This window comes from Streptomyces musisoli, from assembly GCF_016741855.1.
Taxonomy (GTDB): domain Bacteria; phylum Actinomycetota; class Actinomycetes; order Streptomycetales; family Streptomycetaceae; genus Streptomyces; species Streptomyces musisoli.
This window is the reverse complement of sequence record NZ_JAERRH010000007.1, coordinates 329358-356066: the sequence shown is the minus strand read 5'-3', so window position 1 is coordinate 356066 and position 26709 is coordinate 329358. Positions and strand designations below refer to the sequence as shown.

Sequence of the window (26709 nt, the reverse complement as noted above, 5' to 3'; positions counted from 1 at the left end):
GCCCGCGCGGGCGCCGGCCTCGCCTCACAGCCGTGACACGTTCCGCTCGTACACCAGACGCAGCCCGACCAGCGTCAGCCACGGCTGGTGCTCGTCGATCACCGAGGACTCGCCCAGCACCATCGGCGCCAGCCCGCCCGTGGCGATCACCGTCACGTCGTCCGGATCGTCGGCCAGCTCCCGCGCCATCCGGCTCACCACCCCGTCGACCTGCCCGGCGAAGCCGTACACGATGCCCGCCTGCATGGCCTCGACCGTGTTCTTGCCGATCACGCTGCGCGGCCGGGCCACCTCGATCTTGCGCAGCTGCGCGCCCTTGACGCCGAGCGCCTCCACGGAGATCTCGATACCGGGCGCGATCACCCCGCCGACGTACTCCCCGCGCGCGGAGACCGCGTCGAACGTGGTCGCCGTGCCGAAGTCCACGACGATCGCCGGACCGCCGTACAGGTCGACGGCCGCGACCGCGTTGATGATCCGGTCCGCGCCGACCTCCTTGGGGTTGTCGGTGAGGATCGGCACGCCCGTCTTCACGCCCGGCTCCACGAGGACGGCGGGTACGTCGCCGTAGTAGCGCCGGGTGACCTCGCGCAGCTCGTGCAGCACCGACGGGACGGTCGCGCAGATGGCGATGCCGTCGATGCCGTCGCCCAGCTCCTCGCCGAGCAGCGGGTGCATGCCCATCAGGCCCTGGAGCAGCACCGCCAGCTCGTCGGCCGTGCGCCGCGCGTCCGTGGAGATGCGCCAGTGCTCGACGATGTCCTCGCCGTCGAACAGGCCGAGGACGGTGTGCGTGTTGCCGACGTCGATCGTGAGGAGCATGTTCGTTACTCCGCCTCGCGCAGGTCCAGGCCGATGTCCAGGATCGGCGAGGAGTGGGTGAGCGCGCCGACGGCCAGGAAGTCCACGCCCGTGTCCGCGTACGCGCGCGCGGTGGCGAGCGTCAGCCGCCCGGACGCCTCCAGCAGCGCCCGCCCGCCGACGATGCCGACGGCCTCCTCGCACTCGCCGGGCGTGAAGTTGTCCAGCAGGATCAGGTCGGCGCCGGCGTCCACGACCTCGCGCAGCTGGTGCAGGGTGTCGACCTCGACCTCGATCGGCACCTCCGGGAAGGCCTCGCGTACGGCCTTGAACGCCTGCGCGACGCCGCCGGCGGCCACCACGTGGTTGTCCTTCACCAGGGCCGCGTCGGACAGCGACATGCGGTGGTTGACGCCCCCGCCGCAGCGGACGGCGAACTTCTCCAGCGAGCGCATACCCGGGGTCGTCTTGCGGGTGTCGCGGACCTTCGTCTTGGTGCCCTCCAGGGTGTCGGCCCACGCGCGCGTGGCGGACGCGATACCGGACAGGCGGCACAGGAGGTTCAGCGCGCTGCGCTCGGCGGTGAGCAGGTCACGCGTGCGCGTGGTGACCGACAGCAGCTTCTGCCCGGCCTCGATCCGGTCGCCGTCCTCCACGTGCCGCTCGACCTCGAACTCGTCCGTGCAGACCACGGAGAGCACGGCCTCGGCGACCCGCAGGCCGGCCACGACGCCGCCCTCGCGCGCGGTGAAGTCACCGGTGGCGACGGCGTCCTCGGGGATGGTCGAGACCGTCGTCACGTCCACGCCGCCGTCCAGGTCCTCCTGGATGGCGACGTTGGCGACGTCCTCGACCTCGACGGGGTCGAGTCCGGCAGCGGCCAGCAGCTCGGCGAGCGCGGGGTCGAGCCCGCACTCGAGGTACTCCTCGTCACCCTCCGCGCCGCAGGCGCAGCCGTCGCCGCAGCCGCCGGTGGGGGCGAGAGGAAGGTCGTCGGTGCTCACGTTCGTCACTGCTCCTGGGCGCTGGGTGTTACCGGGTAGGGGGGAAGTCTGCGGTGTCCGTGGTGCGTACGGCCAGCGACCGGTCCGGATTGAGCCGTACGACGATGTGGCGCCGCCAGGTGTCGTCGTCGCGACCGGCACGGTCCTCCCGCCAGTGGCAGCCGCGGGTCTCCTCGCGCAGCCGGGCGGCGGCGACCAGGACGCGGGCCACGCACAGGAGGTTGGTGGCCTCCCAGGTGTCGACGCCGGGCTCGGCGGTCTTGCCGTTCTCGTCCAGGGCGTCACGGGCCTCGGTGTGCAGCCGCTGGAGCTGCTCGGCGGCCTTGGCGAGGGTCTCCTCCGAGCGCAGCACGCCGGCGCCCTCGGTCATGATCCGCTGGACGGCGAAGCGGGACTCGGGGGCCAGCAGGGGGTGCGCGGGCGTCTCGGGGTGCGGGACCGGTGCGGGCACGCGCGCGTGGAGGCCGTCCTCCGCGCGGGCCGCGACGACGGCGGCGGCGATCCGCTCCGCGTAGACGAGGCCTTCGAGGAGGGAGTTGGAGGCGAGCCGGTTGGCGCCGTGCACACCTGTGCAGGCGACCTCGCCGCACGCGTACAGGCCCGGGACCGTCGTACGCCCCTGCGCGTCGGTGCGGACGCCGCCGGAGGCATGGTGCGCGGCCGGGGCGATCGGGATGGGCTCGGTGACCGGGTCGATGCCGTTGGCCCGGCAGGCGGCCAGGATGGTCGGGAACCGGTGCTCCCACATGTCGGCGCCGAAGTGCCGGGCGTCGAGGTACATGTGCTCGGCGCCCTGCTCCAGCATCCGCCGCAGGATGCCCTTGGCGACGATGTCGCGGGGCGCCAGCTCGGCCAGTTCGTGCTGGCCCACCATGAAGCGCACGCCGTCCCCGTCGACCAGGTACGCGCCCTCGCCGCGCACCGCCTCGGAGACGAGCGGCTGCTGGCCCTCGGCGTCCGCGCCGAGGAACAGCACGGTCGGGTGGAACTGCACGAACTCCAGGTCGCTGACCTCGGCGCCCGCGCGCAGCGCCAGGGCCACGCCGTCGCCGGTCGACACGGACGGGTTGGTGGTCGCCGAGAACACCTGGCCCATGCCGCCGGTCGCGAGCACCACCGCGGGGGCGTGCACGGCACCCACGCCGTCGTGCTGGCCCTCACCCATCACGTGCAGCGAGACACCGGCCGTACGGCCGTCGGCGTCGGTGAGCAGGTCCAGCACGAGCGCGTTCTCGATGGTGCGCAGCCCGCGCGCGCGTACGGCCTCCACGAGCGCCCGGGAGACCTCCGCGCCGGTCGCGTCGCCGCCCGCGTGCACGATCCGGCGCCGGTGGTGGCCGCCCTCGCGGGTGAGCTGGATACCGCCCTCGTCGTCGGTGTCGAAGTGGGCGCCGGTGGACATCAACCGCCGTACGGCGTCGGGGCCCTCGGTGACGAGGAGCCGTACGGCCTCCTCGTCGCACAGGCCGGCGCCGGCCACCAGGGTGTCGTCCAGGTGCTGCTCGGGGGTGTCGCCCTCGCCGAGGGCGGCGGCGATGCCGCCCTGCGCCCAGCGCGTGGAGCCGTCGTCGAGGCGGGCCTTGGTGACGACGACGGTCCGCAGCCCGGCGGCCTCGCAGCGCAGCGCGGCGGTCAGGCCCGCCACTCCGGAGCCGACGACGACCACGTCCGCCGAGATGTTCCACCCGGGCTCGGGTGCGTGCAGTCGTATGCCTGTGCTGGTCACGAGGCGGCTCCGAAGGTGAGAGGAAGATTGTCGATCAGCCGGGTCGCGCCGACCCGGGCGGCGACGGCGAGGACGGCCTCGCCGGTGAAGTCGGCGCCGATCTCGGTGAAGTCGGCGGGGTCGACCAGTGCGAGGTAGTCCAGCCGCAGCGGCGGGTCGAGGCGGAGGGCCTCGTCCAGGACCTGGCGGGCGGCGGCGCGGACGGCCGCCGGGCCGCCGGGCGCGGCGGTGGCCACCGCGTGCGCGTCGGCGGCCGCGCGGGACTCCCCTATGGCACTCAGCGCCTCGGCACGCGCGTGCGTGGAGGGCACTTCCCGGGCCCGGGCGCGCAGCGCCTCCTGCGCGGCGTGCCGGTCCCGGCCGGCGAACAGCGCGCGGGACAGCGTGAGCGCGGTCCGGCGCTCCTCGGGCGAGAGGTAGCGGTTGCGGCTGGACAGGGCGAGCCCGTCCTCCTCGCGCACGGTCGGCACGGCGACGATCTCGACGCCGAAGTTCAGGTCCCGCACCATGCGCCGGATCAGGGCCAGCTGCTGGGCGTCCTTCTGCCCGAACAGGGCGGCGTCGGGGCTGGTGAGGTGCAGCAGCTTGGCGACGACGGTGAGCATGCCGTCGAAGTGGCCGGGCCGCGAGGCGCCCTCCAGGCGCTCGCCCATGGGTCCGGCGGAGAGGCGCACCTGGGGTTCGCCGCCCGGGTACACCTCGTCCACGGAGGGCGCGAAGACGGCGTCCGCGCCCGCCTGCCCGGCGAGCTTCAGATCGGCGTCCAGGGTGCGCGGGTAGCGGTCCAGGTCCTCGCCCGCGCCGAACTGCAGGGGGTTGACGAAGATCGTGACGACGACCTCGCCGTCCGTACCGGCGAGCTCGCGCGCGGCGCGGATGAGGGTGGCGTGGCCCTCGTGCAGGGCACCCATGGTCATCACGACGGCGCGGCGGCCGTGGCGCACGCGCGCGTGCAGCTCTTCGGCGGTGCTCAGCAGGGCGGTGGTCATCGGTCGTTCCCCTCGGTGCCGGTCGTACCGTTCGGGCCGTCAGTGCCGTCGGTGCCGGTCGAACCGTTCCGGCCGTCGGTGCCGTCAGTGCCACCGGTGCCGCTCGTGCCGCCGGTTCCGCCGCCGCGGCTTCCGTCGGCGAGTACCCCGAGGAGGTCCTCGGCGAGTTCCGGCTTCAGCAGGCCGTGGGCGAGCGCGCGGTCGGCGGTCGCGCGGGCCATCGCCAGATAGCCCGCCACGGTCTGCGGGGCGTGCTTGCGCAGCTCCGTGACGTGCGCGGCGACCGTGCCGGCGTCGCCGCGCGCGACCGGCCCGGTCAGGGCGGCGTCGCCGGAGCGCAGCGCGTTGTCCAGGGCGGCGCCGAGCAGCGGGCCGAGCATCCGGTCGGGGGCCCCCACACCGGCCGCGCGCAGCAGCTCCATGGACTGGGCGACCAGGGTCACCAGGTGGTTGGCGCCGAGGGCGAGGGCCGCGTGGTACAGCGGGCGGTTCTGCTCGCTGATCCACTCCGGCTCGCCGCCCATCTCGATCACCAGGGCCTCGGCGGCCAGCCGCAGCTCCTCGGGCGCGGTGACGCCGAACGAGCAGCCCGCGAGGCGCTGGACGTCCACGGGCGTGCCGGTGAAGGTCATCGCCGGGTGCAGGGCCAGCGGCAGCGCGCCCGCGCGCAGGGCCGGGTCGAGGACCCGCGCGCCGTACCGGCCGGAGGTGTGCACGAGCAGCTGTCCCGGTCGTACCGCACCGGTCTCGGCGAGGCCGGTGACCAGGCCGGGCAGGACGTCGTCGGGCACCGTGAGCAGCACCAGGTCGGCGCGCTGGAGGACCTCGGCGGGCGGCACCAGGGGAACGCCCGGCAGCATGGCCTCGGCGCGTCTGCGGGAGGCGTCGGAGACTCCGGACACGGCCACCGGGCGGTGCCCGGCGAGCTGGAGGGACGCGGCGAGCGCGGGGCCCACCCGGCCGGCGCCGACGACGCCGACGGTGAGCCGCGCGGGGCGGTCCTTGAGGTCTGGCTGGTGGACTGTACTCACGCGACGGCGGCCTTCCCGTTCCAGTCCGCTTTGGGTACCGGACGATTTCTCGTCATGTTAACGCTATCTCGTTCCGGAGCCGACCGGTTGTCCACAGGCTGTGGGTTACCCCACGTCCGCCCACCGCTGCGGGGCCGGGCCGCCGCACCGAAATTCCCGGTGCCCCCGCCCGGCCCGCACGGCATGATCCACGGCATGACTGAGACAGCCGTACGGGACAGCGGGCAGGACAACGGGCCGGAGACCGGGCAGGAGGCGGAACGATCGGCACGGGAGCGGTTGCGGGACCGGCGCATGGCGGCCCAGCGGCAGGCGCGCCGCACGCTGTCCCGCGCGGACTGGGGCAGCACCATCCGCGACCGGCTCACGCACCTGATGGACGCGGCGCCCGAGGCGTACGACCTGGACGAGCCGGCCGACGTGTACGGCAACCGGATCGTGGCCGCCCTGGAGGAGCGGGTCGCCGCCCTGCTCGGCACGGAGGCCGCCGCGTTCTTCCCCACGGGCACCATGGCCCAGCAGGTGGCCCTGCGCTGCTGGGCGGCCCGCACCGGCGACCCGACGGTGGCCCTGCACCCGCTGGCCCACCCGGAGGTGCACGAGCGGAATGCGTTCAGCCAGGTCAGTGGTCTTCGTCCGGTCAGGGTGGGCGGCGGGAACCGGCTGCCCACGGCGGCCGAGATACGCGGCCTCGAGGAGCCCTTCGGGGCGCTGATGCTGGAGCTTCCGCTCCGGGACGCCGGTTTCGTGCTGCCCACCTGGGAGGAGCTGACCGAGGCCGTCGACGCGGCGCGGGAGCGGGACGCGGTGGTGCACTTCGACGGCGCGCGCCTGTGGGAGTGCACGGAGCATTTCGGGCGCTCCCTCGAGGAGATCGCGGGCCTGGCCGACAGCGTCTACGTGTCGCTCTACAAGTCCGTCGGCGGCTTCGGCGGCGCCGTGCTCGCCGGACCGGGGACGCTGATCGAGGAGGCGAAGACCTGGCGGCACCGGTACGGCGGCATGGTCTTCCAGCAGTTCCCGACCGCGCTGTCCGCGCTCGTCGGCCTGGACCGCGAGCTGCCCCGGCTGCCGGAGTACGTACGGCACGCGCGCGTGGTGGCCGAGGCGCTGCGCGAGGGCTTCGCGGCGGCCGGGGTGCCCTGGGCCCGCGTGCATCCCGAGGCGCCGCACACCCACGAGTTCCAGGTCTGGCTGCCGTACGAGCCCGAGGTGGCGGCCGAGGCGGCCGTGCGCCAGGGCGAGGAGACCTCGGTGCTGCTCTTCGCGAACGCCTGGGACGCCGCGGGCCCCGGCCTGGCGTGCACGGAGGTCGTCGTCCGGTCCGCCGGCCTGGAGTGGACGGCGGACGATGTCCGCGCGGCCGTGCGGGACTTCGTGGACCGGCTGCCGGAGCGGCCGTAGCCGAGCGCGCCGGGGCGGGCACAGCCCCGGCGCGCAGGACGGACAGTCGAGGGCGCAGGGGCGGGCATGGCCGAACGCTCGGGGCGGGCGCAGCCCCGCGCGCAGGGCGGGCGGCCCGGCCGGGTGGCCTGGGGGCGCGGCTCAGCCGAGTGCGCGGGGGCGCAGCCAGCGTGCGAGGGCGTGCCGGAGGCGTCCGTGCGCCGGGCGCTCCGCGACGACCGCACGAAAGCGCCGGTAGTCGCGCAGCTCCCGGACCAGGTCCACGTCGTGGCGGCCCGGCGCGGGCGGCTCCGGCTCGCCGTGCAGACGGGCGCGGTGGCTGTCGAGGAGGTACTGCTGGGTGATGCTCATGGCGGACCGCCTTCTCGGTACGTCGAATGGTCGCTGACTGGTCGTCGACTGTCGGCGACCGGTCGGTGAGTGATCGTGCTCCGCGGCTGCCCCGGTGCTCCAGGGTGCGCCGCCCGGCCTGCGGACGTCGCGTCGATTGACGTCCGCCGTCAATCGACGACCTGGCTGTCGGTGGCGGCGGGCACCATGGGGGCATGAGCGTGCGCATCGACATCGCGGGGCTGCGTCCGGAGCGGATCGCCGCCGTCACCTCGCCCCTGGCCGAGCTGGGCATGGCGCTGCACGCGCTGTCGGAGCCGGGGCATCATCCCGGCCTCCAGGGCTGGGTGACCGGCGTGACGGCCCGGCTGGACACGCATCTGGCCGACCGGATGTGCGAGGCGGACTTCCTCTGGCGCTCGACCTTCTCCGACCTGTTCCTGCCGTTCGCGGGCGTCGCGGGCCGCAGCACGCTGCCCGGCGCCACCCTCGCCGAGGACCTGGACCTGCTGGACAAGCTGACGGACGAGCAGTTCGTGGACGCCGCGATGGAGTTCACCTGCGCGCTGCCGTACGGCGCGCAGGGCCCCTCCGCGCTCTCCGACGCCGACGTGCGCCGCCGGGCGCTGGAGCTGGCCGCCTCGCGCGGGCCCCGGCAGGTGCGGTTCGCCGAGCGGCTGCTGGCCGACCCACCACGGATCCGGGCCTGGGTGCGGCAGTTCGTGCAGGACTGCGACGAGGCGTTCTTCGCGGAGGCCTGGGCGTGGCTGCGGCACCAGCTCGCGGCGGACGCCCGCCACAAGACGGACCTCCTGCTGCGCCGGGGCCTTGCCGAGGCGCTGGCGGCGGTGTCGCCCACCGTGACGCTCGACGAGGACGCCGCCACGATCACGGTCGACAAGCTGGGCAGCTGCCACTCCGCCACGGCGGACGGCGGCCTTCTCCTCGTCCCGACGAGCCTGGGCTGGCCGCACCTGAGCGTCCTGCACCGGTACGGCTGGCAGCCGGTGCTGCACTACCCGGTCGGCTCACCCGAAATGGCGGCCCCGCCCTCCGTGGAACAGCTCGCGCTGCGGATGAGCGCCCTGTCCCACCCCGTGCGGATGCGGCTCTGCCGCCACCTGGCCCGCAGCGCCTACACCACCAGCGAACTGGCGCAGTTCCACGCGATGACGGCCCCCGAGATATCCCGGCACCTGGGCGTCCTGAAGAAGGCGGGCCTGGTCTCCACCCGCCGCCGCGGCCGGTACGTGCTGCACCAGCTGGACGTCACCGTCGTCGCACGGCTGGGCAGCGACTTCCTGGAGGGGATCCTCCGCTAGCGGCGCCACCGCCCGCGGCAGGCCGTGATCCGCCGCCACCCGCGGTCAGCCGTGGCGCGCCGACGCCGGCGGCCGGCCCGTGGCCCGCCACGACGCGCGGCCGGCCCGTGGTGCGCCACCGTTCAGCCGTGGCCGCCCGCGCGTACCAGTCCCGTCTCGTACGCCAGCACGACCACCTGCACCCGGTCGCGCAGGCCCAGCTTGGTCAGGATGCGGCCCACGTGGGTCTTCACCGTCGCCTCGCTCAGCACCAGCCGGGCCGCGATCTCGCCGTTGGACAGGCCCTGCGCCACCAGCACCATCACCTCGCGCTCCCGCTCGGTGAGCCGCTCCAGCTCCTTGTGCTGGGGCTCCTTGCCGGCGGAGGGCAGCATCGGCGCGAAACGGTCCAGCAGGCGCCGGGTGGTGGAGGGCGCGACGACCGCGTCACCGCTGTGCACGGCGCGGATCGCCGTCAGCAGCTCGCCGGGCGGCACGTCCTTGAGCATGAAGCCGGAGGCGCCCGCCTTCAGCCCGGAGAAGGCGTACTCGTCCAGGTCGAACGTGGTGAGGATGAGCACCTTCGGCGCGTCCGGCTCCGCGCAGATCCGCCGGGTGGTCTCCACGCCGTCCAGCTTCGGCATACGGACGTCCATCAGGATGACGTCGACGGCGGTGGACCGCAGTACCTGGAGGGCCTCCACGCCGTCGCCCGCCTCCGCGACGACCTCCATGTCCGGCTGGGCGGCGAGCACCATCCGGAATCCGGTGCGCAGCAGCACCTGGTCGTCGACGAGCATCACGCGGATCGTCATCGGGTCCTCTTCCGTGTCTTCGGTTGCCGTCCCCGCCGCCGTGCGCCGTCTCCGGCCGCCGTCGGCGAGGGTGGTGCGGGGTCAACAGGGGGCGTGTCGCGGGTCAGTGCGCCGCCTTGAGCGGGAGCAGGGCGCTGATGCGGAATCCTCCGCCCGGGCGCGGGCCGGCGTCCAGGGTGCCGCCGACCATGCCGACCCGCTCACGCATGCCGATCAGCCCGTGTCCCTGCCCGTCGGCGCCGCCCTCCTCGTACAGCTCGTGCGGCGCGCCCTTGCCGTCGTCCTCGACCAGCAGGCCGAGACCGTCGTCGAAGTAGACCAGCCGGACGCTCGCGCCCGCGTTGGGCCCCCCGTGCTTGCGGGTGTTGGTGAGCGCCTCCTGCACGATCCGGTACGCGGTCAGCTCCACTCCGCTGGGCAGCGGACGCGGGGTGCCCTCCACCTTGAAGTCGACCGGGAGACCGGAGGTGCGGCACTGCTCCACGAGATCGTCGATCTGCTCGACGTCGGGCTGCGGGACGTACTCCCCGCCCTCCTGGTGCTCGCCGGTGCGCAGCACGCCCAGCAGGCGGCGCATCTCGGCGAGGGCCTGACGGCCGGTGGAGGAGATCGTCTCCAGGGCCTTCTTCGCCTGGTCGGGGGCGGCGTCCATGACGTAGGCGGCGCCGTCGGCCTGCACCACCATCACCGACACGTTGTGCGCGACGACGTCGTGCAGCTCACGAGCGATCCGGGCGCGTTCGGCGGCCACCGCGACCTTCGACTGCGCCTCGCGCTCCTTCTCCAGGCGGGCCGCGCGCTCCTCCAGCTGGGCGAAGTAGGCGCGCCGGGTGCGCATGGAGTCACCGAGCACCCAGGCGAGGGCGAAGGGCACCGTCTGGAAGACCGCTATCGCGATCTGCCCGGCGAAGCTGCTGTGCTCGGCCGGCCAGCGGATCTGGGCCACGGCGGCCGCGCAGAGACTGACGGCGAGGGCGAGCCGGGAGGACCAGCGCGCGCCTATCGCCGCCACCGTGTAGGTGATCACCAGCATGGCGAAGTCGGCGGCGGTCGTCTCGACGTCCAGGACCAGCTGGGCCAGTCCGGTCGCGAGGGCGAGCAGCAGCATCGGCTCGGGGAAACGGCGGCGCAGCGCCACGACGACGCACAGGGCGACGGACACGACGATCCCCTCGGCGACCGTCCCATGGTGACCTCGCACCCCGTCGAGAGAGACCACGCTCAGCCCGGACACCCCGAACAGGGCGACGGCCCAGAAGGCGTCGACCCACATCGGGTGGCGGCGGAGGAAGTCGTAGAGGCGCTGCACGTAACCCAGAGTATGGAAACGGGATGCGTGCGGGGGTCAACCGAAGGGCCGATCCGCGCCCGGCGCGCGTACTCCCCAAGGTGGAGGCAGTGATCATCTGTGCGCCTAGTCTGTCCCGGTGACGGGTGAGACGACAGTGGAGGACTTCCGCGGGAATTCCGGCCCCCGGGGCTGGCGCGCGGCGGCCGAGGCGGCGCTGTACGGGCCCGGCGGCTTCTACCGCCGCCCGGAGGGCCCGGCCGGTCACTTCCGCACGTCCGTGCACGCCTCCCCGCTGTTCGCGCGGGCCGTGGCCCGGCTGCTGTGCCGGGTCGACGCGGCTCTCGGACGGCCCGCGGTGCTGGACTTCGTCGACATGGGCGCCGGGCGGGGCGAGCTGGTCGCCGGGGTGCTCGCCGCCCTGCCGTCCGACGTGGCCGCACGCGCGCGTGCGTACGCCGTCGAGATCGCCGGCCGCCCGGCCGGCCTGGACGAGCGGATCACCTGGCTGAGCGAACTCCCGGACACGGTCACCGGCCTGCTGTTCGCCAACGAGTGGCTCGACAACGTCCCCGTGGACGTCGTCGAGGTGGACTCCGCGGGCGTGCCCCGGCTGGTGCTCGTCACGGAGGACGGCTCCGAGCGGCTCGGGGAGCCCGTGACGGGCGCGGAGGCCGGCTGGCTCGCCCACTGGTGGCCGCTGCCCGCCGAGGAGGGACTGCGGGCGGAGATCGGGCTGCCCCGGGACCGGGCCTGGGCGGCGGCCGTGGACCGGGTGGTGCGGGGGCTCGCGGTGGCCGTGGACTACGCGCACACCGTCGAGACGCGCCCGCCGTTCGGGACGCTCACCGGCTTCCGGGAGGGCCGCGAGACGGCGCCCGTGCCGGACGGCTCGTGCGACATCACGGCACACGTGGCACTGGACGCGTGCGCGGCAGCCCCCGGCATGTCGCGTACGCCCTCCGCTCCGGCGCGCGCTTCCTCCAGCGCGCCGTCGGACACGGCGCAGGGTGCCGGCGCATCGGCGCGCGAGCTTTCCGGTGCGCGGCTGCTCACGCAACGCGCCGCATTGCGCGCCCTCGACCTCACCGGCGCACGCCCCCCGCTGGCGCTGGCCTCCACGGATCCCTCCGCCTACGTACGCGCCCTGGCGAGCGCCGGGGAGGCCACCGAACTCAGGGCAACGGGCGGTCTCGGCGACTTCGGCTGGCTGCTCCAGCCGGTCGGCATCCCGGACCCGCTGGAGGACCCCCTGGATACGGAACTCCCGGATACGGGCCGCCCGGATGCGGGCCACCCGGGGACGGGCCGCCCGGAGACGGACCTCCCGGAGCCGCCCGGCCGGTGAACCACTCCCGGCCGGTCCGCACGCCGGCGGTCCGCCCCGGGTGGCCGCTTGTCGCTACTTGTCGATGTCGCCGACGACGAAGAACATCGACCCCAGGATCGCCACCATGTCCGCCACCAGCGTCCCCGGCAGCAGCTCGGTCAGCACCTGGATGTTGTTGTACGAGGCCGAGCGCAGCTTCAGCCGGTACGGGGTCTTCTCGCCCTTGCTGACCAGGTAGTAGCCGTTGATGCCGAGCGGGTTCTCGGTCCACGCGTACGTGTGCCCCTCGGGCGCCTTCAGCACCTTGGGCAGCCGCTGGTTGATCGGGCCGGGCGGCAGCTCCGCGAGCCGGTCCAGGCAGGCGTCGGCCAGGTCCAGGGCGTTGTGGGTCTGCTCCAGCAGTATCTCGAAGCGGGCGAGGCAGTCGCCCTCGCCGCGGGTCACGACCTTCAGGACGTCCTGGAGGTCGCCGTAGGCCAGGTACGGCTCGTCACGGCGCAGGTCGAAGTCGACGCCGGAGGCGCGCGCGATGGGACCGCTCACGCCGTACGCGTGCACGGCCTGCGGAGTGAGGACGCCCACGTCCCGCGTGCGTCCCCGGAAGATCTCGTTCCCGAGCACCAGGTCGTCGAAGACGTCCATGCGCGAGCGCACGGCGGCGACGGCCTCACGCGCGCGTGCCGTCCAGCCGGCCGGCAGGTCCTCCTTGAGGCCGCCGACGCGGTTGAACATGTAGTGCATGCGTCCGCCGGAGACCTCCTCCATCACGTTCTGGAGCACCTCGCGCTCCCGGAACGCGTAGAACACCGGCGTGATCCCGCCCAGCTCCAGCGGGTACGAGCCGAGGAACATCAGATGGTTCAGCACCCTGTTCAGCTCGGCGAGCAGGGTGCGCGTCCACACCGCCCGCTCCGGGACCTCCATGCCGAGCATCCGCTCCACGGCGAGGACCACGCCCAGCTCGTTCGAGAACGCGGACAGCCAGTCGTGCCGGTTGGCGAGCACGATGATCTGCCGGTAGTCCCGGGCCTCGAAGAGCTTCTCGGCGCCCCGGTGCATGTAGCCGATCACCGGCTCCGCGCGCACGATGCGCTCCCCGTCCAGCACGAGCCTGAGCCGCAGGACGCCGTGTGTGGAGGGGTGCTGAGGCCCGATGTTGAGCACCATGTCGGTACTCTCCGCCGCGCCGCCGATGCCGACCGTGGTCTCCGTCGTGGGAGTCATGGCCCCAGTTTCCCCTACGTACGCTGGCCTCATGGAGACGGGGAGCCTGGAAGGAACCGGAGCGGCGGCGGACCAGCCGGTGTGGCGGGGGCTGCGGCCCGGTCTGCTGCGGGTGCGCCGGCTGCTGCTGGTGGTGTGGACGGGGGTGCTCGCGGTCGCCGCGGGCCTGCTGCCGGGGCTTCTCGCGGGGCCCGCCTGGGCGCTCTGCGCGCTGCTGCCGGCGGTGTCCGCCGCCTGGTGCTGGCGGCTGCTGGGACGCAACTGGCGCTCCTGGCGGTACGCCGAGCGCGCCGACGACCTGCTGATCAGCCGCGGTGTCCTGTGGCGCGAGGAGACGGTGGTGCCGTACGGGCGGATGCAGCTGGTGGAGGTGACGTCGGGGCCGCTGGAGCGGCGGTTCGGGCTGGCCACCGTGCAGCTGCACACGGCCGCCGCCGCGACCGACGCGACCATCCCCGGCCTGGACCCGGCCGAGGCGGAACGCCTGCGCGACCGGCTCACCGAGCTGGGCCAGGCACGATCGGCGGGCCTGTGACATCGCGGGACCGCGCGGAGGACGCGGAGGGTGGCATATCTGAGCGTTCACCCGTCACCGAGCGCCGGCTGCACCCGGTCACCCCCTTCCGCCGGGCGTGGGCGCCGCTCGCCGTGCTGGCGGGCTGGGCGGTGCACGACCCGAACGGCGCGCAGGAACAGCTGGCGCGGCTCACCGACACGGTGCTCCTGCTGGGACTCGCGGTACTGGTGCCTGCGGCCGGCCTCTACGGCTTCCTGTCGTGGTGGTTCACGCACTACGCGGTCACCGACACCGAACTGCGCATACGCACCGGACTGCTGTTCCGGCGCACCGCGCACATCCGGCTGGAGCGCGTGCAGGCCGTGGACGTCTCCCGTCCGCTCCTCGCGCGCGTGGCGGGCGTCGCCAGGCTGCGGATCGACGTCGTCGGCGCCGACGACAAGGACGAGCTGGCCTATCTGGGCGAGCGGGAGGCGCGCGCCCTGCGGGCCGAGCTGCTCGCGCGCGCGGCGGGTTTCGCGCCCGAGACGGCCCGCGAGGTCGGGGAGGCACCGGCGCGGGCACTGGTGCACGTGCCCCCGCGCGAGCTGGCACGCTCCCTGCTGCTGACGGGAGCCACCTGGGGCTCGCTGTGCGCCGCGCTGATCGTCCCCACGGTGCTCTGGCTCACCACCCAGAACGTGTGGACGGTCCTCGTCAGCGCCCTGCCGCTGCTCGGTACGGCGGGAGCGAGCAGCGTGGGCCGGTTCGTCGCCGAGTTCGACTGGACGGTGAGCGAGTCCCCGGACGGACTGCGCATCGACCACGGGCTGCTCGACCGTACCCACGAGACGGTGCCGCCCGGCCGGGTGCAGACCGTGCGGATCGTGGAACCGCTGCTGTGGCGGCGGGCCGGCTGGGTGCGGGTGGAACTGGACGTGGCCGGGTCCGCCAACTCGGTGCTGATACCGGTCGCCCCGCGGGCGATCGCCGAGTCGGTCGTCGCGCGCGTGCTGCCCGATGTGACGGTGCCGGCGGAGATGTCCCCGGCTGCGCGCGGGGCGCGATGGTGCCTGCCGGTGTGGTGGCGCGGGCACCGGCTCGCGGTCACCGGCACGGTGTTCGCCGCGCGGAGCGGCCTGCTGTGCCGCCGGCTCTCGCTGGTACCGCACGCCAAGGTGCAGAGCGTACGGCTCACCCAGGGGCCCTGGGAGCGCCGCTGGGGGCTCGCCGACGTCCACGTGGACACCGGGGCCGACAAGACCGTGACGGCCCGTCTGCGGGGCGCGGAGGAGGCCGCGCGGTTCCTCGGCGAGCAGGCGGAGAGGTCCCGTACGGGCCGCCGGGCCGCCCTCCCGGACCGCTGGATGACCACCGACTGACCACCGGACGAACCCGAGCCCCCACGTCACACCGACACGTCGGAAGCGCACCCGGCCACCGGCGACCGCCGGACGACCACCGGCCGAACCCGCATCCGCCCGCCGGACCGACCCGGCGGACGCCCTCCCGCTCCACCGGCCGACCGCCGGACCGACCCGGCGGACGCCCTCCCGCTCCACCGGCCGACCGCCGGACCGACCCGCGCCCACGCGCCGTACCCGTGGCAAACACCCTCCCGGACCACCGGAAGACCGCCGGAAGGGTCCCGACGGCGCCGCGTCCGCGTGCGCGTGCGCGTGCGCGTGCGCGTGCGCGTGCGCGTCCGCGTGCCGTGCCGACGGTGCCGTACCGACGCGTGGGGCCCGGCTCCCCCGTGGGGAGGCCGGGCCCGGTGCGCCGTCGCGGTGTACGGCGGCGGAAGCTCAGGAAGCCGCGCTGCGCAGCCTCTGGACGTCGATCTGCTCCGTCTCGTCGTGCGCCGTCAGGTCGATGACCTGGCCGACCCCGCGGGACCGCTCGTCGGCGGCCTTGAACCCGGCCTCGGACTCGGCCTTGTGCACGGCGAGCGCCTCGGGACCGACGACGTCGGCGAGGTCCTCGTTCTGCACGGAGTCCAGCGTGGCCTCCGACGCCCCCTTCTGGGTGCCGAAGAAGTCGAACCCGCCCTCGACCACCGGGCGCCGCGCGGGCGCGGCCGGTACGACGGCCACCGCGGTCGGAACCGTGAAGTGCCCGGCGGGCGGCTGTCCCGCGGGACGGGCGGGCTCGGCCGCGGGCAGCGCACCGGCGCCGTCCCGCACACCGTCCGCAGCGCGCTCTTCCCCAGTGTGCTCTTCCCCGGCGGTGCTCCCGGCCTCGGGCACAACCGCCCCGGCCTCGGGCACAACCGCCCCCGCCCCGGTCAGCGCCGCCCCGGCCTCGGGCACAACCGCCCCCGCCCCGGTCAGCGCCGTCCCGGCCTCGGGCACAACCGCCCCCGCCCCGGTCGGCGCCGCCCCGGCCTCGCGCAGCGCCGTCCCGGCCTCGGGCACGGCGGCCTCGTGCTCGGTGACGGCGGCCTCGTTCCCGGGCACGGCGGCCTCGGGAGTCTCCGGCTCGGACGCCTCCGGCGTGCCGGTCACGGACTCGCCCGGTTCCGGCGACTCGAAGCGGGTGAGCGCGGGCTCGGCCGCCCCGGCCTCGTCCTCCTCGGCGTCGTCCTTCTCGGCCCTGCCCCCTTCGGGCTCGTCCCCACCGGGCTCGTCTCCGCCCGGCTCGTCCCCCTCGGACCCGGCCCTCCGGGGCTCGGTCGCGGCCGCGGTGCGCTCGTCCTCCGGACCGCCGTCCGCCTCCGGCTCGTCCCCGGCCTCGGCCACGGACCCCGCCGGAGCCTCCCGGCCGAACAGGGCAAGAGCCGTCAGGGCCCGCCGGTACAGTGACGCGCCCTCGGCCGAGAAGACCGCCGACGCCTCCGGCACGCCCTCGGAAACCGCGGTTGCCCCGGACGACTCGGACGACTCGGACGACTCGGATGACTCGGAGGTGCCGGCGGCCGCGGGCTCACCGCTCCGCGCGGGCGGCAGGGCCGGCACCGACGAGGCCGTCGGCTCCGGTTCGGACGGCGCCGCCTCGAGTTCCAGCAGGCGCCGCCCCTCCAGGGCGGTGGCCCGCTCGGTCTCCGCGGTGGCGTACCGGCGCAGCAGGGCGGCGTGCTCGTTGCGCAGGCCCGCGAGTTCGGCGCGCTTGGCCCGCAGCCGCTGCTCCAGCTTCGTGCGCAGCTCGCGGGACTCCTCCAGGTCGGTCTCCAGTTCGGCGACCCGCTCCTCGTACCGCCACTCGTCTCCGGCACGCGCGCGCGTGAGTTCGGCGACCTGCCTGCCCGCCTGGGCGTCCCAGCGGCGCATCACGACCGCGCCGAGGACCGCCGTCGCCGCGGCGGCGGCGGCCAGCGCCCGGAGCACCGTGGCCTCGGAGAACGCCCAGGGACCCAGCGCGCAGACGACGGACACGCCGGCGATCGCCGAGGGAGGCAACAGCCGGTGCAGAGGGGGGGAATGGCGGTGGCGTCCACGTGGCATGGCCAGAAACTTACCGCGAGTAGGCGGATCGCGGACCCCCGCCCCGTAAAAACACGGCCATGCCGCCGGTTTCACGGGGCGTCAGGGGTGCGGCCGGCTCAGTGGTCGACGAGCCTGCTGCTCATCCACTGGAGCGTCGGCGGGATCTCACGGTTCCAGGTGTTGAAGTTGTGCCCGCCGCTCTCGAGGATGATCGACGAGATCCTGGTGCGGTTGGTGGCCTGGACACGGTCGATGAACTTCATCGTGTCCTTGTAGTTCTTCTCGCCGACCTTGCTGCTGGTGACGAGCAGCGAGGTGTCGGGCGCGGCCTCGTGCTTCAGGAGCCACCACAGGTCGGAACGGTTCTTCAGCTTCTCGTCGCCGTGGAAGAGGTCACCGGTGGTGGGGTCGATCGGCGCCTTGTAGTACGCCGACAGGCCCGCGGCGGCCGTGTACACGTTGGGGTGGTGCATGGCGAGCTTGAGCGCGCAGTAGCCGCCCGTGGAGTCACCGATGACACCCCAGCTGCCCGGCTGCTTGCCGACGCGGTACTGCGACTGGACGGCAGCCGGCAGGTCCTTGGCAAAAAACGTTTCCGCCTGCGGGCCGTCCGGCACGTCCACGCACTCGGTGTCCCGCGGCGGCGCCACGGTCGGCCGCAGCATCACCAGGATCATCGGCTGCATCCGACCGTCCTTGGCCAGTCGCTGCGAGGTGCTCGGGTAGTTCAGCTTGGTGACCAGCGACTTGGCGGTGCCCGGGTAACCCGTCAGCACGACCGCCACCGGGAACGTCCGCTTGCGGTACTGCGGCTGGAAGTACTCCGGCGGCAGGTACACGTAGGCCGGTGCGCCGATGTGCGTGGTGGGGCCGACGATGTCCACCTTCTGGACCTGCCCGCCCATCTCCGGCCGCGTGGCGCGCACACCAGGCACATTGGAGGTGGAGACCACCTGGAGCGGCCCGCCCGTGCTGCCGTTGACCGAGTGGTCGACGACGATCCCCTGGTCGGTCTCCTTGCCGAACAGGTCGGCCCAGCTCGCGTAGAAGCCGAACGCCTGGTTGGCGAAGAGCCCGACGGAGGCGAAGATCGCCACCTGGGTGAACAGCATCAGACCGACCCGTCCACCGATGGCCCGCCAGTTCTGCCGGGCGAGGCGCGGCCACAGCCATACCGTGCCGATGAACAGCACGACGGCGATCGTTATCGCCAGCACCAGCACTTTGTTGCTCGTGAGACCCATGGCTGCTTCCTGCCTGCGCTTTCCGCCCGTGTCGTACCCACGCCCGTCGCGAGGGTTTGCCCGGGGCTTTCCTTGGCCTTTGACCCGACTTTCCGGTGGGGAGTGAACCTCTCTCCCCAAGACACCGTCCTAGAGGGCGCAATGTCGCCGGATGCCCGATCGGCACCGGGTTCAAGGTCTCTCGCAGAACTACGGGATGCGATGTCTATCAGGATAGATGGGGAAATGTCGGGCGAGGTTCCGGGCCGATCAAGCCGGGTGCGGCGCATACTGCGCGGCCCCCGCCCCGAAGCCGTTCCCGCTCTGGTCGGCCGGGCGGCCGCGCTCGTGGGCCTCCTGGACATCGCCGCGGGCGTGTTCCCGCGATTCCGCCACAGCCGTATGCACGCCGTGGCCGAGGTGCTGCCGGGCTCCTTCGGCCCGTTCGCGGCGGCGCTCTCGCTCAGCGCGGGAGTGCTGCTGCTGCTGCTCGCGCACGGGCTCAAGCGGCACAAGCGCCGGGCCTGGCGGGCCGCGGTGGCACTGCTTCCGGCGGGTGCGGCGGCGCAGTTCGCGTACCGGCACTCGCTCATCGGCGTACTCATCGCGGTCGCGCTGCTCGTACCGCTGCTGCGCCACCGTGACCAGTTCGCCGCCCTGCCCGATCCTCGCAGCAGGTGGCGCGCGCTCGCCAACTTCGTCCTCATGAGCGCCGGTTCCGTCGCCCTCGGCCTGGTCATCGTAAGCGTTCATCCGAACCGGACCATCGGCGACCCCAGCCTGGCGGACCGGCTGACGCACGTCATCTACGGACTGTTCGGCTTCGAGGGCCCGGTCGACTACCAGGGCAACACCTCCTGGACCGTCGCCTTCTCCCTCGGCGCGCTCGGCTGGATCACCGCGGTCACCACCATCTACCTGGCCTTCCGCCCGGAGCACCCGGCCGCGCGCCTCACCGAGGAGGACGAGGACAAGCTGCGCGCCCTGCTGGAGAAGCACGGCAGGCGCGACTCGCTCGGCCACTTCGCGCTGCGCCGCGACAAGGCGGTCGTGTTCTCGCCGAGCGGCAAGGCCGCCGTCACCTACCGGGTCGTCTCGGGTGTGATGCTCGCCAGCGGCGACCCCATCGGGGACGTCGAGGCCTGGCCGGGTGCCATCGAGCGCTTCATGGACGAGGCCAGGGCCCACTCCTGGACACCCGCCGTCATGGGCTGCTCGGAGACGGGCGGCGAGGTGTGGACCCGTGAGACCGGCCTGGACGCCCTCGAACTGGGCGACGAGGCGGTGGTCGACGTTGCGGATTTCTCGCTCGCCGGACGCGCGATGCGCAACGTGCGCCAGATGGTCAAGCGCATCGAGCGGGCCGGCTACGAAACCCGGGTACGGCGCATCCGTGACCTCGGCGAGGCCGAACTGGAGCGGATCCGCCGGGCGGCGGAGGACTGGCGCGGCACGGACACCGAGCGCGGCTTCTCCATGGCGCTCGGCCGCATCGGCGACCCGACCGACGGCGACTGCCTGATCGCCACCGCCCACAAGGCCGACGACGAACCGGGTGAGTACGGCGACCTGAAGGCCATCCTGCACTTCGTGCCCTGGGGCAAGGACGGCGCGTCGCTGGACCTGATGCGCCGGGACCGCAGCGCCGACCCGGGCATGAACGAACTGCTCATCGTCGCCGCCTTGCAGGCCGCCCCGAAGTTCGGCGTCTCCCGCGTCTCGCTGAACTTCGCGATGTTCCGCTCCGCCCTCGCGCGCGGTGAGAAGATCGGCGCCGGACCGGTGCTGCGCGCCTGGCGCGGGCTGCTCGTCTTCCTCTCGCGCTGGTTCCAGATCGAGTCGCTGTACAAGTTCAACGCCAAGTTCCAGCCGCGCTGGGAACCGCGGTTCGTGGTCTACCGGGCCTCCGGCGACCTGCCCCGCATCGGCTTCGCCGCCATGCAGGCGGAGGGCTTCGTCGACCTCGCGCTGCCCCTGCCGCGGTTCCTGCGCCGGCGCCGGTCCGCCGCCGGGCGCCCGTGCGCGCACGCGGTGGCCGAGCGGGACGTCCGAGCGGCCTGAGGCACCCGCGGTGCGGCCCGAGGACAGGCCCGGGTGGAAGCCCCTCCCCCTCCGGCACGGGGGCTTCCGCCCGGGCCGCCGCGCGTTCCCGGCACCGCCCTGGGCCTACGCTGAACGTATGAACAACATCAGCGGGCGCGGCCGAGTGGCCGGCCTTCCGGAATGGGACCGGTGCGCGGTCATGGGGGTCGTGAACGTGACCCCCGACTCCTTCTCCGACGGCGGCCGCTGGTTCGACACGACCGTCGCCGTCAAACACGGCCTGGACCTGGTCTCCGAGGGCGCGGACCTGGTCGACGTGGGCGGCGAGTCCACCCGGCCCGGCGCCACGCGCGTGGACGAGGCCGAGGAACTGCGGCGGGTCGTCCCCGTGGTGCGCGGCCTCGCCTCCGAGGGTGTCGTCGTCTCCGTCGACACCATGCGCGCGTCCGTCGCCGAACAGTCCCTGGCGGCCGGCGCCTCCCTGGTCAACGACGTCAGCGGCGGCCTCGCCGACCCCGCGATGATCCCGGTGGTCGCCGCCGCGGGCGCCCCCTTCGTCGTCATGCACTGGCGCGGCTTCCTCGAGGGCGGCAACGTCAAGGGCGTCTACGAGGACGTCGTCGCCGAAGTCGTGGACGAACTGCACGCGCGCGTGGAGGCCGTCCTGGCCGGCGGCGTCGCCCCCGACCGCGTCGTCGTCGACCCGGGCCTCGGCTTCTCCAAGGAGGCCGGGCACGACCTCACCCTCATCGCCCACCTCGACCGCCTGCGCGCCCTCGGCCACCCCCTGCTGGTCGCCGCCTCCCGCAAGCGGTTCCTCGGCCGCGTCCTCGCCGGGCCCGAAGGGGCGCCCCCGCCGGCCCGGGAGCGCGACGCGGCCACGGCCGCCATCTCCGCGCTCGCCGCGCACGCCGGCGCCTGGGCGGTGCGCGTGCACGAGGTACGCGCCACGGCCGACGCGGTCCGGGTGGCACGGGCCGTGGAGGGAGCGCGCGCGACGGGGTCCGCGCCGGAAGCCCACACCGAGCGCCGTGCGGAAGGAGACAGGTGAGCGCCCCCCACACCGACGTAGAGCAGGTGGAGGCCGCCAACACCGCCTTCTACGAGGCACTCGAACGCGGTGACTTCGAGGAGGTCTCCTCCCTCTGGCTGACCCCCTCCGACCTGGGCGTGGACGAGGAGTACCACGACCCCGCGGACACCGGAGTGATCTCCGCCGTGCACCCCGGCTGGCCCGTCCTCACCGGCCGCGGGGAGGTCCTCAGGTCGTACGCCCTGATCATGGCCAACACCGACTACATCCAATTCTTCCTCACCGACGTGCACGTCTCCGTGACCGGCGACACCGCCCTCGTGACCTGCACGGAGAACATCCTCAGCGGCGGCCCCGCCCCGGAGGAGGGCGCGGAACTGGGCCCGCTGGTCGGCCAGCTCGTCGTCGCCACGAACGTGTTCCGGCGCACGCCCTCCGGCTGGAAGCTCTGGTCGCACCACGCCTCGCCCGTCCTGACGGAGAGCGACGACAGCGACGACGGGGACGACGGGGTGAACGGCGTGAACCCGGACGACGAGCCGCTCGCCTGACCGGGTGGAAGCACCTTCGCGAGCAACCCGGGAGCGGACCGGACCCGGCCGGGCGGCCGCGGTCCTCCCGGGGGCCGGGAAGTGGTTGGAATCACCTACCCCCGGGTATGAGCGGCTACCAGCCCATGACAGAGCCGGGTTCCCCAGGGGAAACACCCGGTGAACCCTCCAGGTACCGGCCAGGACCCACGCCCCCGCGGCCCGGCTCTGTCGGTGCCCGCAGGTAGATTCGTCAGAGGCCGGTGTGCCGCCCGCACGTGGTACGGGCCGGTCGTTCCCGACGATTGCAGGAGTGATTCGCGTGGATCGTGTCGCGCTGCGCGGCCTCAAGGCCCGCGGGCACCACGGTGTGTTCCCCAAGGAGCGCGAGGAGGGCCAGACCTTCATCGTGGACCTCGTCCTCGGCCTGGACACCCGGCCGGCCGCGGCCGACGACGACCTGACGAAGACCGTGCACTACGGCATCGTGGCCGAGGAGGTGGTGGCCGTGGTCGAGGGCGAGCCGGTGAACCTCATCGAGACACTCGCCGAGCGGATCGCCGACACCTGCCTGAAGCACGAGGGGGTCCAGGAGGTCGAGGTCTGCGTCCACAAGCCGGACGCGCCGATCACCGTCCCCTTCGACGACGTGACCGTCACCATCACCCGGAGCCGAGTATGACCCGACCTTTCCGCCAGGGTCACAGCGACCCGACCGTCCAGCCGGTGCCCGCCTCGGTCGTCGAGCAGGTGGACGCCGCCGACACGACGCTGAGCAACCCCAAATGGGCCGTGATCTCCATCGGCGCCAACCTCGGCAACCGCCTGGAGACCCTCCAGGGGGCCGTCGACGCCCTGGAGGACACCCCGGGCGTCCGAGTGAAGGCCGTCTCGCCGGTGTACGAGACCGAGCCGTGGGGCGTGGCGCCGGGCAGCCAGCCGTCGTACTTCAACGCGGTCGTGGTCCTCAAGACGACCCTGCCCCCGGCGTCCCTGCTGGAGCGGGCGCACGCCGTCGAGGAGGCCTTCCACCGCGTCCGGGACGAGCGCTGGGGCCCGCGCACGCTGGACGTCGACATCGTCGCCTACGCCGACGTCACCTCGAGCGACCCGCATCTCACCCTGCCCCACCCGCGCGCCCACGAGCGGGCCTTCGTGCTCGCGCCCTGGCACGACGTGGACCCGCAGGCGCAGCTCCCCGGCCGCGGCACCGTGGCCGATCTGCTGTCGGCCCTCACCCGTGAGGGTGTGGCTCACCGGGAGGACCTGGAACTCCGGCTGCCCGAGTAGTCGTTAAGGTCAAGACGGGTCAAGACCAAGACGACCACCGTCCGGGGCGGTCCGGGGGAACTGAAGGGACACCGTGAGAGAGCTGCGCATCAGGGTGCTGGCGGGTGTGTTCGTCGTGGCCGGCGTCCTGTCCTGGGCGGGCGCCCGCCTCTGGAACTCGATCGGGACCCTCCCCAGCGTCCCCCTGGCCGCACCCGTCGTCCTCGCGCTGATCGCGGTGGTGCTGCTCTCGACGGCGCTCTCGCTGCGCGCCCGCTTCAAGGCCCAGCGCGAGCGCCGGCCCGGCGCCAAGGGCGTGGACCCGCTGATGGCCGCCCGGGCGGTCGTCTTCGGCCAGGCCAGCGCCCTGGTCGCGGCCCTCGTCGCCGGTATGTACGGCGGGACGGGCATCTTCCTGCTGGAGCTGCTGGACTTCCCGGCCCGCCGGGACCAGGCCATCTACTGCGGCTTCTCGGTCCTGGCCGGCCTCGGCGTGATAGCGGCGGCCCTGTTCCTGGAAAGGGTCTGCAAACTCCCCGAGGACGACGACCAGAACCCCCCGGGAGCGGAGCCGGTGGCCTGACGGCCGGCCCCGCTCACCGACGGGCGGTTCGGTACGCCGTTCAGCGCGCCATGATGAGGCTCATCGCCTCGTTGCGCGTGGCGGCGTCCCGCAGCTGACCGCGCACGGCGGACGTTATGGTCTTCGCGCCGGGCTTGCGGATGCCGCGCATGGACATGCACATGTGCTCGCACTCGACGACCACGATGACGCCCCGCGGCTCCAGGATGTCCATCAGGGAGTCGGCGATCTGCGTGGTCAGACGTTCCTGCACCTGCGGCCGGCGGGCGTAGACGTCCACCAGACGGGCCAGCTTGGACAGGCCGGTGATCTTGCCGGTCTCGGACGGGATGTAGCCGACGTGGGCGACGCCCCGGAACGGCACCAGGTGGTGCTCACAGGTCGAGTACACCTCGATGTCCTTCACGAGGACCATCTCGTCGTGCCCCAGGTCGAACGTCGTCGTCAGGACGTCCTCGGGACGCTGCCACAGGCCGGCGAAGATCTCCTTGTAGGCCCGGGCGACGCGCGCCGGCGTCTCCCGCAGGCCCTCGCGATCCGGGTCCTCGCCGACCGCGATCAGCAGTTCCCGTACGGCGTTCTCGGCGCGCTTCTCGTCGAACTCGCCGATGGAGCCTTCGCCGTCCAGCGTCACCGGGTCGGTCATCTGGTTCCTCGTTCCTCTGCCGTGCATGCGCGTGTGACACGCGTTCCGTCTGCGGACACACGAAAATGCCGCGCCCCCCAGGCTAGAACCTGGGGGGCGCGGCATTCATTCCGGCCCTGTGGCCGGACACGGTCAGCTCTCCGGGCGGTCCTCCGGGGCCTGCTCCGTCACCGGGGCGGACTCCGCGGCCGTGGACTTGGCCGTGCTGATCGACGCCGTCGCGCCGTTCGCACCGTTGGTCAGTGCCAGCTCCTTCGGGGAGAGCACCGGCGGGCGGGTGGACGGGGTGCGGCGCGAGGAGCCGGTCCAGGCGGGCCTCGGCGGGCGCTTGACGATGGGGGCGAAGATCTCGGCGATCTCCTCCTTGCCCAGCGTCTCCTTCTCCAGCAGCTGGAGGACGAGGTTGTCGAGCACGTCGCGGTTCTCGACCAGGATCTCCCAGGCTTCGTTGTGCGCGTTCTCGATGAGCTTCTTGACCTCTTCGTCGACCAGCGCGGCGACCTCTTCCGAGTAGTCGCGCTGGTGAGCCATCTCACGGCCGAGGAAGGGCTCGCTGTTGTCGCCGCCGAACTTGATCGCGCCGAGGCGCTCGGTCATGCCGTACTGGGTGACCATCGCGCGGGCCAGGTTGGTGGCCTTCTCGATGTCGTTGGCGGCGCCGGTGGTCGGGTCGTGGAAGACCAGTTCCTCGGCGGCGCGGCCACCCAGCATGTACCCGAGCTGGTCGAGCATCTCGTTGCGCGTGGTCGAGTACTTGTCCTCGTCGGGCAGGACCATCGTGTACCCGAGGGCGCGGCCGCGGGACAGGATCGTGATCTTGTGGACCGGGTCGGAGTTCGGCGAGGCCGCCGCGACCAGGGCGTGACCGCCCTCGTGGTACGCGGTGATCTTCTTCTCCTTGTCCGACATGATCCGGGTCCGCTTCTGCGGGCCCGCGACCACGCGGTCGATCGCCTCGTCCAGCGCCTTGTTGTCGATCAGCTTCTGGTCGCCGCGGGCGGTGAGCAGCGCGGCCTCGTTCAGCACGTTGGCGAGGTCGGCACCGGTCATGCCCGGGGTGCGGCGGGCGACGGCGGACAGGTCGACGTCGGGCGCGACCGGCTTGCCCTTCTGGTGAACCTTCAGGATCTCCATACGGCCCTGGAGGTCCGGCGGGTCGACCGCGATCTGGCGGTCGAAACGGCCGGGGCGCAGCAGCGCCGGGTCGAGGATGTCCGGGCGGTTCGTGGCGGCGATGAGGATCACGCCGCCCTTGACGTCGAAGCCGTCCATCTCGACGAGCAGCTGGTTCAGGGTCTGCTCGCGCTCGTCGTGACCGCCGCCGAGGCCGGCGCCGCGGTGGCGGCCGACCGCGTCGATCTCGTCGACGAAGACGATCGCCGGGGCGTTCGCCTTGGCCTGCTCGAACAGGTCACGGACGCGGGAGGCACCGACACCGACGAACATCTCGACGAAGTCGGAACCGGAGATCGAGTAGAACGGGACGCCCGCCTCGCCGGCGACGGCGCGCGCGAGCAGGGTCTTGCCGGTACCCGGGCGGCCGTAGAGCAGCACACCCTTGGGGATCTTGGCGCCGACGGCCTGGAACTTGGCCGGCTCCTGGAGGAACTCCTTGATCTCCTGGAGCTCCTCGACGGCCTCGTCGCAGCCCGCGACGTCGGAGAAGGTCGTCTTCGGGGTGTCCTTGGTGATGAGCTTGGCCTTGGACTTGCCGAAGTTCATGACCCGGGAGCCGCCGCCCTGCATCTGGTTCATCAGGAACAGGAAGACGACCACGATCAGGACGAAGGGCAGCAGGGAGAGCAGGACGCCGACGAACGGGTTCTGCTTGGACGGCGAAACCGTGTAGCCGTCCGGGATCTGCTTGTCCTGGTACTTGTTCTGCAGGTTGCCGGCGAGCTGAGAGCCCTGGTCGCCGATGTAGCTCGCCTGGATCTTCGAGCTGCCCTCGACCTTGTAGCCGTCCTTGAGCGTGACCTTGATGCTCTGCTCGTCACCGGTGGTGAGCTTGGCCGACTCGACCTTGTTGTCGTTGATCGCCGCCACGACCTGGCCGGTGTCCACCGTCTTGTAGCCGCCGGACGAGCCGACGACCTGCATCAACACGACCACGGCAAGGACGGCCAGCACGATCCACATGACCGGCCCACGGAAGTATCGCTTCACGTCCATCCATACGGAGCGGTGCCGCCCCGTCCCTCCTGCCATAGTGAGTTTGATA

General features: G+C 73.1%; 24 protein-coding genes. 11 read left to right on the top strand and 13 right to left on the bottom strand.

Features of this window, described 5'->3' with window-relative positions; translation table 11 throughout:
- Window positions 1–24: 24 nt before the first annotated feature.
- From JK361_RS21230 to JK361_RS21210, 5 genes are read right to left on the bottom strand one after another with little or no spacing between them, the layout of a single operon-like run.
- Window positions 25–822, bottom strand: a complete 798-nt coding sequence (locus JK361_RS21230) for a type III pantothenate kinase (protein ID WP_201820676.1) — start codon at window positions 820–822, stop codon at window positions 25–27.
- A gap of 5 nt (window positions 823–827) precedes the next feature.
- On the bottom strand, window positions 828–1805 hold the full coding sequence (gene nadC, locus JK361_RS21225; protein WP_201820674.1) for a carboxylating nicotinate-nucleotide diphosphorylase: 978 nt from the start codon (window positions 1803–1805) through the stop codon (window positions 828–830).
- Window positions 1806–1833: 28 nt separating this feature from the next.
- Entirely contained in the window at window positions 1834–3531 is a 1698-nt protein-coding gene (locus JK361_RS21220) for an L-aspartate oxidase (protein ID WP_201820672.1), read from the bottom strand.
- Window positions 3528–4520 (bottom strand): pantoate--beta-alanine ligase, encoded by a 993-nt coding sequence (panC, locus tag JK361_RS21215; protein WP_201820670.1) that lies wholly within the window; start codon window positions 4518–4520, stop codon window positions 3528–3530. Before panC ends, JK361_RS21220 begins: the two co-directional genes overlap by 4 nt.
- The gene (locus JK361_RS21210) at window positions 4517–5551 is read right to left on the bottom strand and encodes a Rossmann-like and DUF2520 domain-containing protein (RefSeq protein WP_201820668.1); all 1035 of its coding nucleotides are present in this window, start codon (window positions 5549–5551) and stop codon (window positions 4517–4519) included. Before JK361_RS21210 ends, panC begins: the two co-directional genes overlap by 4 nt.
- A 195-nt stretch (window positions 5552–5746) precedes the next feature.
- Here JK361_RS21210 and JK361_RS21205 point away from each other — a divergent pair, with 195 nt between their 5' ends.
- Window positions 5747–6955 (top strand): threonine aldolase family protein, encoded by a 1209-nt coding sequence (locus JK361_RS21205; protein WP_236053288.1) that lies wholly within the window; start codon window positions 5747–5749, stop codon window positions 6953–6955.
- A 141-nt stretch (window positions 6956–7096) separates the two neighbouring features.
- Here the strand turns inward: JK361_RS21205 and JK361_RS21200 are convergent, their stop codons facing one another.
- A complete protein-coding gene (locus JK361_RS21200; protein ID WP_201820666.1) occupies window positions 7097–7306 on the bottom strand; it encodes a hypothetical protein in 210 nt (69 codons plus the stop codon).
- A 194-nt stretch (window positions 7307–7500) separates the two neighbouring features.
- Between JK361_RS21200 and JK361_RS21195 the strand changes: the two genes are divergently transcribed.
- The gene (locus JK361_RS21195) at window positions 7501–8607 is read left to right on the top strand and encodes a DUF5937 family protein (protein WP_201820664.1); all 1107 of its coding nucleotides are present in this window, start codon (window positions 7501–7503) and stop codon (window positions 8605–8607) included.
- A gap of 122 nt (window positions 8608–8729) precedes the next feature.
- Here JK361_RS21195 and JK361_RS21190 read toward each other — a convergent pair whose 3' ends face one another.
- Both JK361_RS21190 and JK361_RS21185 read right to left on the bottom strand, forming a co-directional pair.
- Window positions 8730–9401 carry a response regulator gene (locus tag JK361_RS21190; RefSeq protein ID WP_201820662.1) on the bottom strand — a complete coding sequence of 224 codons (672 nt, stop codon included), beginning with the start codon at window positions 9399–9401 and terminating at the stop codon, window positions 8730–8732.
- A 103-nt stretch (window positions 9402–9504) separates the two neighbouring features.
- A complete protein-coding gene (locus tag JK361_RS21185; protein WP_201820660.1) occupies window positions 9505–10710 on the bottom strand; it encodes a sensor histidine kinase in 1206 nt (401 codons plus the stop codon).
- A gap of 118 nt (window positions 10711–10828) precedes the next feature.
- Here JK361_RS21185 and JK361_RS21180 point away from each other — a divergent pair, with 118 nt between their 5' ends.
- The gene (locus JK361_RS21180) at window positions 10829–12037 is read left to right on the top strand and encodes an SAM-dependent methyltransferase (protein WP_307787292.1); all 1209 of its coding nucleotides are present in this window, start codon (window positions 10829–10831) and stop codon (window positions 12035–12037) included.
- A 54-nt stretch (window positions 12038–12091) separates the two neighbouring features.
- Here the strand turns inward: JK361_RS21180 and JK361_RS21175 are convergent, their stop codons facing one another.
- Window positions 12092–13243: an NADH-quinone oxidoreductase subunit D gene (locus tag JK361_RS21175; protein ID WP_201820658.1), complete on the bottom strand. Its 1152-nt coding sequence runs from the start codon at window positions 13241–13243 to the stop codon at window positions 12092–12094.
- Between the two features lie 31 nt (window positions 13244–13274).
- On the opposite strand from JK361_RS21175, the gene JK361_RS21170 reads away from it, so the two are divergent.
- On the top strand, window positions 13275–13778 hold the full coding sequence (locus tag JK361_RS21170) for a PH domain-containing protein (RefSeq protein WP_201820656.1): 504 nt from the start codon (window positions 13275–13277) through the stop codon (window positions 13776–13778).
- Window positions 13775–15121 (top strand): PH domain-containing protein, encoded by a 1347-nt coding sequence (locus JK361_RS21165; RefSeq protein ID WP_307787291.1) that lies wholly within the window; start codon window positions 13775–13777, stop codon window positions 15119–15121. The genes JK361_RS21170 and JK361_RS21165 overlap by 4 nt, the downstream gene beginning before the upstream one ends.
- A gap of 423 nt (window positions 15122–15544) precedes the next feature.
- On the opposite strand, the gene JK361_RS21160 is transcribed toward JK361_RS21165, so the two are convergent.
- Both JK361_RS21160 and JK361_RS21155 read right to left on the bottom strand, forming a co-directional pair.
- On the bottom strand, window positions 15545–17179 hold the full coding sequence (locus tag JK361_RS21160; RefSeq protein ID WP_201820650.1) for a hypothetical protein: 1635 nt from the start codon (window positions 17177–17179) through the stop codon (window positions 15545–15547).
- A 98-nt stretch (window positions 17180–17277) separates the two neighbouring features.
- Entirely contained in the window at window positions 17278–18405 is a 1128-nt protein-coding gene (locus tag JK361_RS21155) for an alpha/beta hydrolase (protein WP_201820648.1), read from the bottom strand.
- Between the two features lie 225 nt (window positions 18406–18630).
- Here JK361_RS21155 and JK361_RS21150 point away from each other — a divergent pair, with 225 nt between their 5' ends.
- The 6 genes from JK361_RS21150 (at window position 18631) to JK361_RS21125 (ending at window position 23842) form a co-directional block, all read left to right on the top strand.
- Window positions 18631–20445, top strand: coding sequence for a phosphatidylglycerol lysyltransferase domain-containing protein (locus JK361_RS21150; protein ID WP_201820646.1), 1815 nt, complete (start codon window positions 18631–18633; stop codon window positions 20443–20445).
- Between the two features lie 118 nt (window positions 20446–20563).
- Entirely contained in the window at window positions 20564–21478 is a 915-nt protein-coding gene (gene folP, locus JK361_RS21145) for a dihydropteroate synthase (RefSeq protein ID WP_201820644.1), read from the top strand.
- Complete coding sequence (locus JK361_RS21140; RefSeq protein WP_201820642.1) at window positions 21475–22011, top strand: nuclear transport factor 2 family protein; 537 nt, start codon at window positions 21475–21477, stop codon at window positions 22009–22011. The genes folP and JK361_RS21140 overlap by 4 nt, the downstream gene beginning before the upstream one ends.
- A gap of 301 nt (window positions 22012–22312) precedes the next feature.
- Complete coding sequence (folB, locus tag JK361_RS21135) at window positions 22313–22672, top strand: dihydroneopterin aldolase (protein WP_201820640.1); 360 nt, start codon at window positions 22313–22315, stop codon at window positions 22670–22672.
- The gene (gene folK / locus JK361_RS21130) at window positions 22669–23280 is read left to right on the top strand and encodes a 2-amino-4-hydroxy-6-hydroxymethyldihydropteridine diphosphokinase (protein ID WP_201820638.1); all 612 of its coding nucleotides are present in this window, start codon (window positions 22669–22671) and stop codon (window positions 23278–23280) included. Before folB ends, folK begins: the two co-directional genes overlap by 4 nt.
- A gap of 73 nt (window positions 23281–23353) precedes the next feature.
- Window positions 23354–23842, top strand: coding sequence for a DUF3180 domain-containing protein (locus tag JK361_RS21125; protein WP_201820636.1), 489 nt, complete (start codon window positions 23354–23356; stop codon window positions 23840–23842).
- 40 nt (window positions 23843–23882) lie between these two features.
- On the opposite strand, the gene folE is transcribed toward JK361_RS21125, so the two are convergent.
- Both folE and ftsH read right to left on the bottom strand, forming a co-directional pair.
- Window positions 23883–24488, bottom strand: coding sequence for a GTP cyclohydrolase I FolE (folE, locus tag JK361_RS21120; protein ID WP_201820634.1), 606 nt, complete (start codon window positions 24486–24488; stop codon window positions 23883–23885).
- A gap of 132 nt (window positions 24489–24620) precedes the next feature.
- Window positions 24621–26660 carry an ATP-dependent zinc metalloprotease FtsH gene (gene ftsH / locus JK361_RS21115; RefSeq protein ID WP_201820773.1) on the bottom strand — a complete coding sequence of 680 codons (2040 nt, stop codon included), beginning with the start codon at window positions 26658–26660 and terminating at the stop codon, window positions 24621–24623.
- Window positions 26661–26709: the final 49 nt, after the last annotated feature.